The organism is Liquorilactobacillus sp. (assembly GCF_047719775.1).
Classification (GTDB): domain Bacteria; phylum Bacillota; class Bacilli; order Lactobacillales; family Lactobacillaceae; genus Liquorilactobacillus.
On record NZ_JBDNTS010000010.1, the window covers coordinates 19,828 to 33,063 of the forward strand.

Annotated in this window: 12 protein-coding genes; all 12 read left to right on the forward strand. The window is 37.4% G+C overall.

Features of this window, described 5'->3' with window-relative positions; genetic code table 11:
• The first annotated feature begins 304 nt into the window (after positions 1-304).
• Positions 305-1,453 carry a cysteine desulfurase family protein gene (locus tag ABF682_RS06720; RefSeq protein ID WP_415619349.1) on the forward strand — a complete coding sequence of 383 codons (1,149 nt, stop codon included), beginning with the start codon at positions 305-307 and terminating at the stop codon, positions 1,451-1,453.
• 19 nt (positions 1,454-1,472) lie between these two features.
• Positions 1,473-2,690, forward strand: coding sequence for a tRNA uracil 4-sulfurtransferase ThiI (thiI, locus tag ABF682_RS06725; protein WP_289978448.1), 1,218 nt, complete (start codon positions 1,473-1,475; stop codon positions 2,688-2,690).
• Positions 2,691-3,001: 311 nt separating this feature from the next.
• A complete protein-coding gene (locus ABF682_RS06730; RefSeq protein WP_289978451.1) occupies positions 3,002-5,659 on the forward strand; it encodes a valine--tRNA ligase in 2,658 nt (885 codons plus the stop codon).
• A gap of 430 nt (positions 5,660-6,089) precedes the next feature.
• Positions 6,090-7,043: a glycosyltransferase family 2 protein gene (locus ABF682_RS06735; RefSeq protein WP_415619350.1), complete on the forward strand. Its 954-nt coding sequence runs from the start codon at positions 6,090-6,092 to the stop codon at positions 7,041-7,043.
• A gap of 25 nt (positions 7,044-7,068) precedes the next feature.
• Positions 7,069-8,304, forward strand: coding sequence for a nucleotide sugar dehydrogenase (locus ABF682_RS06740; RefSeq protein ID WP_415619351.1), 1,236 nt, complete (start codon positions 7,069-7,071; stop codon positions 8,302-8,304).
• A gap of 308 nt (positions 8,305-8,612) precedes the next feature.
• Positions 8,613-9,923: a bifunctional folylpolyglutamate synthase/dihydrofolate synthase gene (locus ABF682_RS06745; RefSeq protein ID WP_415619352.1), complete on the forward strand. Its 1,311-nt coding sequence runs from the start codon at positions 8,613-8,615 to the stop codon at positions 9,921-9,923.
• A gap of 15 nt (positions 9,924-9,938) precedes the next feature.
• Positions 9,939-10,592 carry an HAD family hydrolase gene (locus tag ABF682_RS06750; RefSeq protein WP_289978458.1) on the forward strand — a complete coding sequence of 218 codons (654 nt, stop codon included), beginning with the start codon at positions 9,939-9,941 and terminating at the stop codon, positions 10,590-10,592.
• A 47-nt stretch (positions 10,593-10,639) separates the two neighbouring features.
• Positions 10,640-10,873 (forward strand): hypothetical protein, encoded by a 234-nt coding sequence (locus tag ABF682_RS06755; RefSeq protein ID WP_415619353.1) that lies wholly within the window; start codon positions 10,640-10,642, stop codon positions 10,871-10,873.
• Complete coding sequence (locus tag ABF682_RS06760) at positions 10,874-11,311, forward strand: JAB domain-containing protein (protein WP_415619354.1); 438 nt, start codon at positions 10,874-10,876, stop codon at positions 11,309-11,311.
• Positions 11,312-11,398: 87 nt separating this feature from the next.
• Positions 11,399-11,608 (forward strand): cold-shock protein, encoded by a 210-nt coding sequence (locus tag ABF682_RS06765; protein WP_415619355.1) that lies wholly within the window; start codon positions 11,399-11,401, stop codon positions 11,606-11,608.
• A 215-nt stretch (positions 11,609-11,823) separates the two neighbouring features.
• Complete coding sequence (locus ABF682_RS06770; RefSeq protein ID WP_354669247.1) at positions 11,824-11,919, forward strand: zinc ribbon domain-containing protein; 96 nt, start codon at positions 11,824-11,826, stop codon at positions 11,917-11,919.
• Positions 11,920-12,224: 305 nt separating this feature from the next.
• Entirely contained in the window at positions 12,225-13,229 is a 1,005-nt protein-coding gene (locus ABF682_RS06775) for a rod shape-determining protein (RefSeq protein WP_415619356.1), read from the forward strand.
• Positions 13,230-13,236 lie beyond the last annotated feature (7 nt).

Here is a 13,236-nt window from a genome sequence, read left to right on the forward strand (position 1 = left end):
ACACAACCACAATCAGGTTGCTTTAGCAATTTATCTTAGTGCTCAAGAGCTATTCAACGATGATTACACTCAGATTTTAAACGTGTTCACATCATCAACTCTTTGCGCCTAAACAAATTGCACACAACCACAATCAGGTTGCTTTAGCAATTTATCTTAGTGCTCAAGAGCTATTCGATGATGATCACACTCTGTTTTCTAAATATTTAAAAATTAACTTTGTTTTCAGCAGTATATATTGTAAAATAATTTGCGAGTTTTATTTAAAAAAAAGTATAAATTTTTTGGCATAGGAAGGGTAGAAATGATTTATTTTGATAATAGTGCAACAACTAAAGTTGCACCTCAAGTATTGGAGACCTACAGCAAGGTCAGCAAGCAAATCTGGGGAAATCCATCTTCACTCCATGCTTTAGGTGAAAAAGCATTTGGTTTATTGGAGCAAGCAAGATCACAGATTGCAGAATTAATGGGTGTCGAACAAGATGAAATCTTCTTTACAAGTGGTGGTACTGAAGGTGATAATTGGGTCGTAAAGGGGACAGCAATTGAAAAACGGATGCATGGTAAGCACATAATTACTTCAAGTGTTGAGCACCCTGCTGTGCTGAATTCAATGGCGCAATTAGAGAAGTTAGGCTTTGAGGTCACATACTTGCCAGTTGACGAAAACGGCCGGGTTTCTGCTGCAGACTTGGAAGGAGCAATTCGATCAGATACGATTTTAGTCTCAATCATGGCTGTTAATAATGAAATAGGAGCAATTCAGCCGATTGATGAGATTGCTGCTGTGTTGAGAGCTTATCCTAAGATTCATTTTCATATTGATGCAGTTCAGGGTATCGGTAAGGGAATCCAGCAGATGATTATGAATGAGCGCGTTGATTTTGTAACATTTTCTGGGCATAAGTTCCATGCTCCGAGAGGAATCGGGTTCATGTTTAAACGTCGCGGACGTAAACTGGCGCCATTGATGAGTGGTGGGGGACAAGAGAAAAACCTGCGTAGTGGAACGGAGAATCTTCCTGCAATTGCGGCAATGGCAAAGTCCTTACGATTATTGTTAGAAGAAGAAGAAAAAAAGGTGCAAAAGCAGTTTGAAATAAAAAAATTTATTTATGATTACGTCACTAAATTCCCTAAAGTAACGATGTTTTCACAAATGACAGCAGACTTTGCACCGCATATTCTCTGCTTTACAATTGATGGTGTTCGCGGAGAGACAATCGTACATGCCTTTGAGGAACATGAAATTTATATTTCAACAACGAGTGCATGTTCTTCCAAGAAACATGTTGTCTCAGGAACACTGAATGCAATGAATATTCCTGATAAAATTGCAACGTCAGCAATCCGTATTAGCTTGGATGAACATAACAGTTTGGCAGAAGCTCGAGAATTTGTTGGCGTTTTTGAACAATTATATCATCAGTTTGAAAAGATTAATTCGTAGAAATGAAAGGAAGTAAAGTGTGCAATATACAGAAATAATGGTTCGCTATGGCGAATTATCAACCAAAGGGAAAAACAGAAAAAGTTTTATTGATCGTTTAGGTTTTAATACAAGAGAGAGTCTGCATTCTTTTCCTAAGCTGATTATTAAGGCTAACAGAGACAGAATGCATATTCAATTAAATGATGAAGATAGTACAGCAGTGATGAAACGCTTGGGACAGGTCTTTGGTATTCAGAACTTCTCACCATCCATTAAGGTCAAACGCGATATTGAACTTGTTAAGCAAAAGGCTGTTGAGATGATTCAAGAACAATTTGAAGAGGGCACGACTTTCAAGATTAATACACGCCGTTCAGATCATGATTTTGAACTAGACACTAATGAAATGAATGACTTACTTGGTGGCTATGTACTTGATAATATTCCAGGGATTAAGGTTCAGATGAAGAAGCCAGATATTACATTGCGTGTAGAGATTAGAAGTAATGGAATATTTCTTTCGAGTGAAACGATTAACGGTGCAGGCGGTCTGCCAGTTGGCACTGCCGGTAAGGGAATGTTGATGCTGTCGGGTGGAATTGACTCACCAGTGGCAGGCTATCTTGCTATGAAACGAGGAGTGGCAATTGAAATGGTGCATTTCTTCAGTCCTCCTTATACAAGTGAACAAGCCTTAAATAAGGCAAAAGAACTGACCTCTAAGCTTGCACCATTTGTAGGGAGTATCAAATTTATACAGGTTCCCTTTACAGAGATTCAAGAAACGGTTAAGCACGATGTTCCATCAGGTTATTTGATGACCGTTCAGAGACGCTTCATGTTGCGCTTAACGGATCTGATTGTTCAAAAGCGTGGTGGACTCGCAATTTTTAATGGCGAGGCACTTGGCCAGGTGGCATCTCAAACACTTGAAAGTATGGTTGCGATAAATGATGTGACAACTCTTCCAGTATTGCGCCCAGTAGTTTCAATGGATAAAAATGAAATTATTGAGATTGCACAAAAAATTGATACATTTGATTTATCAATCATGCCATTTGAAGATTGCTGCACAATTTTTGCTCCACCAGCACCTAAGACAAAGCCACGTTTGGATAAGGCAAGACTCTACGAAGCGCGTTTAGATGCTGACGGAATGATAGAAAGAGCGCTGGCTGGAATTAAGATTACTGAAATTAAGAGTGACCAGAAGTTCTTGGACGAAACCAGTGACAGTTTTGCTGAACTTCTATAATTAGGCTTGACGGTCTGATATATTCAAGCTATTATATAGTGCATAAGCGAAGAACAAGAGGGTTTTGAGATTTTAAGTTTACAAGAGAAGAGGTTGTCTGCTGAAATACCTCTAACTGATCTTGAAATTGTAGCTTGTAAGCTGTTGAGCTGAACTGGATTCTACAATTCATAAGTAAGCCTGACCGGACATGTTCGTTATCATGTAATTAAGAGGGGTTAAACGCCCAACTTAGGTGGTACCACGGTGAAAGTCGTCCTAATTTTTTTAGGAGGGCTTTTTTGTTTTATAAAAAAGGAAGGACTGAGTGTATGACAAGAGAGATTGAGATGTCAACGAAATATGAACCACAACAGGTTGAACCTGGTCGTTATGAAAAATGGCTGAAACAAGGAGTGTTTAAGCCAAGTGGGGACAAAGAAGCAAAACCATATTCAATTGTTATCCCACCACCGAATGTAACGGGTAAGCTGCATTTAGGACATGCATGGGACACGACACTGCAAGACATGATTATCCGTCAAAAGAGAATGCAGGGTTTTGATACTTTGTGGCTTCCTGGGATGGATCACGCAGGAATTGCAACCCAAGCTAAGGTCGAGGCGCGTCTTGCTGAACAAGGTATCTCTCGCTATGATTTAGGTCGTGAGAAGTTCATTGAAACTGTTTGGAAATGGAAAGACGAGTACGCTGATATTATTCATCAGCAGTGGAAAAAACTGGGATTGTCTTTAGATTATGACCGTGAACGCTTTACGCTTGATGATGGGCTTTCAAAAGCAGTACGGAAGGTATTCGTTACGCTGTATAAGAAAGGCCTGATTTATCGTGGTGAATACATTATCAATTGGGACCCTAAAGCTAGGACGGCATTATCCGATATTGAAGTTATTCATAAGGATGTAAAGGGTGCTTTCTATCATGTTAAGTATCCATTTGCTGATGAGACAACATTCAATGGGAAAAACTATATTGAAATTGCAACAACTCGTCCTGAAACCATGATGGGTGATGTTGCAGTTGCGGTTCATCCTAATGACGAGCGCTACAAGGAGATTGTTGGAAAGACACTGATCTTGCCATTACAGGGACGCAAGATTGAAATTATTGCTGACGAATATGTTGATCCAGAATTTGGAACAGGGATGGTTAAGATTACGCCAGCACATGACCCTAATGACTTTGCAGTTGGTAATCGTCATGACTTAGAAAGAATCAATACCATGAATGAAGATGCATCGATGAATGCGAATGCCGGTAAGTATGAAGGAATGGACCGCTTTGAAGCACGTAAAGCAATTGTGGCTGACCTTGATACCGCGGGCTACTTATTGCGTGTTGAACCAATTACTCATAGTGTTGGCCATTCTGAACGTACGGGTGTCCAGGTTGAAGCGCGCTTATCGACACAATGGTTTGTCAAGATGAAGCCGCTAGCCAAGGTTGCTTTGGCAAATCAAGACTCGGAACAGAGAGTAAATTTTGTACCAAGTCGTTTCGAGAATACATTTACACAATGGATGGAGAATGTTCATGATTGGGTAATTTCGCGCCAACTGTGGTGGGGACATCAGATTCCTGCATGGTACCATAAAAAAACTGGTGAAATTTATGTTGGTGAAGAAGCACCGCAAGATCTTGAAAACTGGGTTCAAGATGAAGATGTATTAGATACGTGGTTTTCAAGTGCATTATGGCCATTTTCTACAATGGGTTGGCCAGATGAGGATGCTGCTGATTTTAAGCGTTACTTCCCAACGGACACCTTGGTTACCGGTTATGATATTATTTTCTTCTGGGTCTCAAGGATGATTTTCCAAAGCCTCGAATTTACAGAGGAGCGACCATTCAAGCATGTACTCATTCATGGTTTAATTCGTGATGAGAATGGTGTCAAAATGAGTAAATCATTGGGAAATGGAATTGACCCAATGGATGTGATTGACAAGTATGGTTCGGATGCATTGCGCTGGTTCTTGTCTAATGGTTCTGCTCCCGGACAAGACGTACGCTTCAGTTACACAAAAATGGATGCTGCGTGGAATTTCATCAATAAAATCTGGAATGCCAGCCGTTTTGTTATTATGAATCTGGATGATGATACAACAGCACAATTACCCGTAAAGAGTCAATGGAAATTGTCGGATAAATGGATTATCAGCCGTTTGAATGAAACTATTGGTGAAGTCACACGCCTATTTGACAGCTTTGAATTTGGTGAAGCTGGCAGAGCACTTTATAACTTTATCTGGAATGATTTTTGTGATTGGTACATTGAGATGTCTAAAGAAGATTTGAATGGAACAGATGAACAGGCAAAGAAAGATACGCAAAATATTTTGTGTTATGTTCTTGACCAAACTTTGAGACTGCTACATCCAATCATGCCATTTGTTACTGAAAAAATCTGGTTGGAAATGCCACACGATGGTGAATCGCTTGTGACAGCAAAGTATCCTGAATATGCTGCTGCTGATGTAGATGAAGTTGCACAAAGTGAAATGGAGAATCTAATTGAACTGATCAAGGCTGTTCGTAATAGCCGTGCTGAAGTCAATGCTCCAATGTCAAGTGCAATTGAAATTCTAATTAAGACGTCAAGTGAAAAAACAAAGAAGATTTTTGAAGCTAACGTTGATTACATCGAACGTTTCTGTCATCCTAAGAAGTTGAAAATTAGTGCTGCTGTTGTTGCACCTGATTTGGCAATGACATCTGTTATTACTGGTGCCGAGGTATATTTGCCACTTGCAGACCTAATCAATATTGACGAAGAAATTTTAAGATTGCAAAAGGAAGTTAAGAAATTAGAAAGCGAAGTTACTCGTGGAGAAAAGAAATTGGGTAATAAACGCTTTGTTGCTAATGCTCCTGCAGAAGTGGTTACTCAAGAAAGAGAAAAACTTGGAGAGTACAAGACGAAGTTAGAAGCAACGAAAGAGAGAATTGCGACTTTGGAGAAGAATTAGTAAGGGAAATGTGCCATAAGCATAAATTGGGAAAATTTGAGTACCAACTAGAAATTACGAACATAGTGGGTTTGCTATGAGTGATTTGAAGCTAGCTGGAGAATCTTGACTTATGAAACATATTTATTTGTAATAGAAAGACTAGATTAAAAGTGAAGCACTTCATAATAGTTAGACAAAAATCTAATTATTATGGAGTGCTTTTTGTGTAAAATCATTGTGAACATGAAGTATTCTCCTATAGGTTTGAGTGAAGGTATAGAGATTCCTAATATTATTATAGAGTAAAAAAATAATCTATTTTAATTAAAGCTACTAGTAATAGCGCAGAGTATTAGTTATTACTTCACAAAAAATTCATAAAAACTCTATAAAATTAAGAAGGATAGGACAGTTGCACTTTTTTTGATATAAAGGAGAATTTCATATTATGAACTTAAAAAAGGCGCTGCATGGCAGTATTAGGAGAACCCAACTCTTTATTGACTTACCATATGAACAAAAAATTGGGAAAGAACTTAGAAAAAGTGAATTAAAGGCAGCAATTAATGGCACAGCAGAATTAATTAAATTATGGACAAAAAGAAATAATCATACGCAATTAAAATATGATCTCTCAATAGTAATAATTTTGAAGAATGAGGCACCATATATTAGAGAATGGTTGGCGTATTATATTTCAATTGGAGTAGAGCACTTTTATATTTATGATAACGATAGTCAAGATGATCTAAAGAAGATAATAGCGTCATTCAAAGATATGGTGACTTATATAAGATTTAGTGGGACTGCAAGGCAAATGGATGCATATAATGATGCTCTGAATAGGTATGGCAGCTATTCAAGATACATGGGTTTTTTAGACGCAGATGAATTTATCTACTTGAAGGGTGAGCAATTGAGTTTTGTTAATTTATTAAATGATTATTTTATTGACCCTCATGTTGGAGGTTTTGTAATTAACTGGCAAATATTTGGTTCTTCTTTTTTGAAAAAGAAACCTCAAGGATTGTTAACCAATAATTTTGTATATCGTGCTCAAAAAAATTTCGAGAAGAACTTTCATATTAAATCAGTGGTTGATCCTAGAAAAGTAGCAGGATTTTTAAATGATCCGCACGGAGCTTTTTATTTACCTGGCTATTATGCAGTAAATGAAAAAAAACAAGAAGTGGATGGACCATTTTCTCAAAGCGTGAATACGGATAGAGTTCAAATTAATCATTACTTCACTAAATCCGAAGAGGAATTTATCCAGAAAAAGGCGCGTGGACGAGCTACTAAAAATTCACAGCGAACGATGCAAGATTTTGTGGATCATGATAAAAATGATGTTTTTGATGATTCAATGAGAGCTTACAATCAACAAAATAATCTTGAGTAGTTTTTGGAAAAGAGGACTTAGAAGGATGACAAAAAAAGGAAAATTTAAAATAGCTGTTGCGGGAACTGGATATGTTGGTTTAAGCATTTCGATTTTATTGGCACAGCATAATCAAGTTTTTGCAGTTGATATTAATAAAAGAAAAATAGAGCTATTGAATAAGAAGATTTCGCCAATTGCAGATAAAGAAATTATTGAATATTTGGCATCACATGAATTGGATTTGATTCCGACAACTAATGCGGAGGTAGCCTACAAAGAAGCTGACTTTGTAGTAATAGCAACACCGACAAATTATGATAGTGAAAAGCAGTTCTTTGATACTTCTTCAGTTGAGCAAGTTATAAAATTGGTAAGACGGTACAATAAAGAAGCGATTCTTGTTGTCAAGTCAACGGTTCCTGTAGGATTTACAAAGCGGATCAAGAATGAGCTCAAACTAGAAAATATAATTTTCAATCCAGAATTTTTACGAGAAAGCAAAGCTTTGTATGATAACCTGCATCCCTCAAGAATTATTATTGGTACTGATATGACAGATAATAAAGAAAGAGCGAATGCACAGCAATTTGCAAGTCTATTAAAAGCTGGTGCACTTGAACAAGATGTTGCAACGCTTGTAATGGGATATACTGAAGCTGAGGCAGTAAAATTATTTTCAAATACGTATTTGGCATTAAGAGTCAGTTATTTTAACGAACTTGATACCTATGCAGAATCTAAGGAGCTAAATACGCAGCAGATTATCTCTGGTGTTGGTCTAGATCCAAGAATTGGCGATGGATACAACAATCCATCTTTTGGCTATGGCGGCTATTGTCTACCTAAAGACACGAAACAATTGCTTTCAAATTATCAGGACGTTCCACAGAATTTGATTGGAGCAATTGTGAAATCTAATGCAACACGGAAAGAGTTCATTGCGGAGCAGATTATAAGATTCATTAATAAAAATAAACTTGTTGAGGATACAGTTAATATAGGTATTTATAGGTTAACTATGAAGCAGAACAGTGATAATTTTCGTGAAAGTTCAATTCAAGGTGTCATCAAGGAATTACAAAAGATCCACCCAGGTATAAAAATTCTGATTTATGAACCAATGTTAAAAGAACATTCTGATTTTCAAGGATACAAAATCGAAAATAATTTACTTGAATTCAAAAAAAACAGCACTGTAATCGTCGCAAATCGTTTTAATGATGAACTAACAGATGTTCAAACTAAAGTGTATACGAGAGATTTATTTCATCTGGATTGAGACACAACATAAATCGGTAAAATTTGGGCACTTTGCTATTAGTAATTTAAAATTAGACGAAAAGATTGATTTATGGAACACATGTATACAGAAGCACTAATGGGACTGGCTCAAAATTAAACTTTTGATTCGGTCTCTTCCTATGTTTAATCAAGTTCTTAATTTACTGTAAGCTAACTGGTATTAATTTGCATAAATAAAAATTAAACATAGTTAGCATTATATTTTTCTAGATTGGCGTAAAAGTTGTTTGTTCTGGTAAGCCCTTTAATGTACAATAAATTTGAGAGTAAGAAGGGTTGAGAATAATGGCGTTTGATAATTATGAACAGGCAGTTTCTTTTATTCACGGAAGAACACAATTTAAGAAAATTCCAACTCTGTCTAGAATGAGGTTATTTCTGGAGCGCTTAGGTAATCCTGAATCAGATTTGGAAATAATTCATGTGACAGGTACGAATGGAAAGGGTTCAACTGTAGCCTTTTTAAGAGAACTACTGGAGGAACAAGGACTTAAGGTCGGGACATTTACCTCACCTTTTATTGTCAGGTTTAATGAACGAATTCAAATCAATAAACAAATGATATCTGATGAGGAGTTGTTAATCCTTGTTAATTATATCGTACCAGTTGTTGCACAATTGGATAAGGAACTGTCTGAAGTTGGAGGTGGACCAACTGAGTTTGAGATTGTTACTGCACTAATGTTTTTATATTTTTCGCGGGAGAAGGTTGAGATTGCGGTTGTTGAAGTTGGCATTGGCGGAACCTTTGATTCAACTAATGTAATAAGCAGTCCGCTTGTCGCGGTGATAACGACCGTTGCCCATGACCATGCAAAATTACTGGGGAATACACTGGCACAGATTGCTGGTCATAAAGCGGGAATCATCAAAGAAGAGCGACCGGTTGTGCTCGGAGATATTCCTGAAGAAGCACTCACTGTAATTAGGAAGAGAGCAGCAGAAAAGAATGCAGAATTGTATATGCCAAGTGAGGGGTATTCTTTCAAAGAAGCGCATAAAAAGATTCCGTGGGGTGAAGTTATTGACTATGAGGGCTTTGATTTAGCAATTACTGATTTACAGACCTCACTGATGGGAGAATTTCAGCGTGAGAATGCGGCAGTCGCGCTCAGTGCTTTTTTGGTCGTCGCAAGGCAAAAAAAATGGCACGTAAAGAGCAAGGAAATTCGTGCGGCTATAAAAAAAGCGACTTGGCCAGGAAGATTTGAAGCCGTGAGTGAAAGCCCATTGATTGTATTGGATGGGGCACATAATATTGCAGCAATGGATATGATTACAAAGACAATTAAGAGAAGGTTCAAGAATCAGCATGTTTATATAATTGCTGCAATACTGGCAGATAAACAGCCGCGTGAGATGTTTGTCCAATTGAGTCAGCTTCCTAATACGACAATATATGCCACAACATTTGCAGGCCCGCGACCAGTAGCTAAAGTTGCGGAGGTTACCGAAGAAAGTGAAAAAATCGAATATTCAAAGAATTGGCAGGAAGCCTTAGTTGAAATCATTGCACAGATGTCAGAAGAAGATATGGTTTTGATTACTGGATCGTTGTATTTTGTTTCTGAAGTACGACACTATTTTTTAGATTAGGTGAGGATATTTAAAATGAATTTAAAGTTAGTAATTTTTGATATGGATGGATTAGTGGTTGACTCCGAAAAAATATATTTTGCTGCAAATCAAAGAGCCGCCAAAAAGTTGGGGATGCAATATTCACTAGACTACTATCGGCGCTTCATTGGATCGGGTGATGATTTGATGTATTCAGAGATGAGTCGCGACTATGGTAGTCAGGAGCTGATTTCTGATTTTATTAATTTAAGTAAACAGCAAGTCTTTAATGTGATTAAAGAAGAAGGATTACCACTAAAAAAGGGTTTCTTAGAGTTAGCTTCTTATCTACGTGATGTTAAAATTCCAAGTATTTTAGCATCAAGTAATGATCGAAAAGCAATTGATTATTTTTTGAAGACTGCCAAAATTGGGCAATATTTTTCAGAGATAGTTTCAGCCAATGATGTGGCTAAGGCCAAACCCGACCCAGATATTTTTGAACATGCATGGACGGCGTCGGGTGAACACAATAAGAACGAAGCGTTGATACTTGAGGACTCATATAATGGTGTTTATGCGGCAAACGAAGCACATATTCCTGTGATCATGGTTCCAGATTTAATACAACCAACAAAAGAAGTTGCTGCAAAAACACAGGCGGTTTTAGAAAATCTAAGTGAAGTAAAAAGCTATCTCGAAAAATAGGATGAATCCCTTTTGTTTACGTAATTAAAAACGAAAGGGGTTTTCTTATGTTAACAAGCAGATATGATGAAGAAGAAATAATACAAAGATTGACTAAGTATAAAGGAGCTAGTTTAAGTCAAAAGGAACTTCTTTTTATACTTATTTGTGGGTTTTTAGGAAAAGAAAAGGCGGGCAAAAAAGTTAACCAATTTTTTTTACAATACACGGATTTGCGCCAAATAAAAGATCTTTCTGATATAGAATTGACGGAACTTGTTGGTAGTAAATATGGTGTTTAGATGTGCAGGGCGCTGTGTGAATTTGCTGAGAGACTCAATAAAAGGCCGAAATTGACGCTGGGTAAAATATATACAAGTCAGGAAATAGGCGAGGAAATGTCATTGGAACTAGGACTGAGCTTACAAGAAGTATTATTTGTAATATTATTAGATACCAAGAATCAAATAGTTGCCAAAAAGATTGTTTTTCAAGGAACGCTGGACACAGCAACAGTGCACCCACGAGAAATCTTTCGGTTTGCATTGCAGTACGCGGCCGCGAGAATAATGATTGTCCACAATCATCCAAGTGGAGATACTGTGCCCTCAAAAAATGATCTGCAATTGACCAAAAGAATTGCAGAGTGTGGGGATATAATTGGTATTGGATTGCTTGACCACATTATTGTAGGCTCATCGCAGTACATGAGCATGCGTGAAGAGAAGATTCTTTCTTAAGATCTTTTTTAGTCTTTGAATTCCTTGTTCAAGTGAGATGAATATGCTAAACTTTTCATTAGCTGATTATAAGAAGGATGTGTTTATGTGCTTACAGGTACAGTTCATTTTTTTGAAAAGGACGAAGGATATGGTTTCATTACCCCTGACGATGATAAACAGGATATTTTTGTTCATTTTTCAGCAATTAAAACTGAAGGTTATAAGACATTAGTAGAAGGTCAGAGAGTCGATTTCGTTGTTGCAATTGGAAAGCGAGGACCACAGGCGGTTAATGTCCATTTAAAGGTTCGATAACTAAGAAAACTTATGCTTTTAAGATCCATACAAGACTAGTCAAGTCTGCTTTAATTGTGGATATGATGATGGTAAGAGAGTGAGACATAAGTTGGGAAAATTTGAGTACTAACTCGAAATTGCGAACATAGCGAGTACTTTGCTATGAGTGATTCGAAGTTAGACGGAGAATTTTGACTTATGGAACACGTTTACACGGAATAAATAGAGAGCTTTTGATCCCAACCACTTGGACTTGTCCTCAATGCCATACACAGCTAGATAGAGATGTAAATGCAAGTAAAAATATATTAAAACTTGGTTTGGGCTAAACCTTAGTAAATAGAGTAAACCGCTGTCGAATACTGAAATGTATGAGATAAGTTATGCTTGTTCCTAGAAGCTCGGTACTTTAGTGCCGACGTAAGTCACTACAATAAATAATTGTATAAATAATGATTAAGAATATTGAGAACTCAAGACATTTTGATTTTCATTTAGTATGCTGGCTAAGTAAACAATTTTTGGTGAACGACATTTTTTGGTAAACGACATTTAAATCTTATGGTATAATTGGGCTATTACTGAAGAACTGCATTATCTATTAAAATGAGGCAATGTGAAGGGATGAAATATAGTGTTCGGAATCGGGACGAAGAATATTGGCATAGATTTAGGTACAGCAAATACAATTGTATATGCAGAAGGTAAAGGAATTGTATTACGTGAGCCTTCAGTTGTAGCTAAAAATACAAAAACAGGCGAAGTTGTTTCAGTTGGATCTGAAGCACGAGACATGATTGGACGGACACCGGCAAGTATCGTTGCAATTCGTCCAATGAAAGACGGCGTAATTGCAGACTATGATACAACAGTTGCAATGATGAAGTACTATATCCAAAAGGCTTTGGCTCGGAAGACAGGAAAGCCATATGTAATGGTTTGTGTTCCTAGTGGAGTAACCGAAGTAGAAAAAAGAGCAGTCATTGATGCTACTCGTGTAGCAGGTGCACGCGATGCATATGTGATTGAAGAACCATTCGCGGCAGCAATCGGTGCAGGCCTTCCAGTTATGGATCCAACTGGCAGCATGGTTGTTGATATTGGTGGTGGTACAACAGATGTTGCAACGATTTCTTTGGGTGGGATTGTTTCTAGTCGTTCAATTAGAATGGCTGGAGATAAGATTGATGAAGCTATCATCTATTATGTACGACAACATCATAATTTATTGATTGGTGAGAGAACAGCTGAACAATTGAAAATGGATGTTGCATCGGCTTCAATTGAGGCCGCAAAAGAATTGGATAGTCAGACAATTCGTGGTCGTGATTTGTTAAGTGGACTTCCAAGAACAATTGATATTGAAGCAGTTGATGTTGCACAGGCAATCCAAGAGGTCGTACAAGAAATTATCTCTGCAATCAAGGAAACGCTAGAAGAAACATCGCCTGAGATTGCAGCCGATGTAATCGATCATGGGATTGTTTTAACTGGTGGTGGTGCTCAGCTGCGTCATCTTCCTGAAGTAATTGCAGATGCAACCAAAGTACCAGTATTTATTGCATCGGAGCCACTAGACTGTGTTGCTATTGGTACCGGTGAATCACTTAAGAGTATTGAAGTAATGAAAAAAAGATAATATAGAC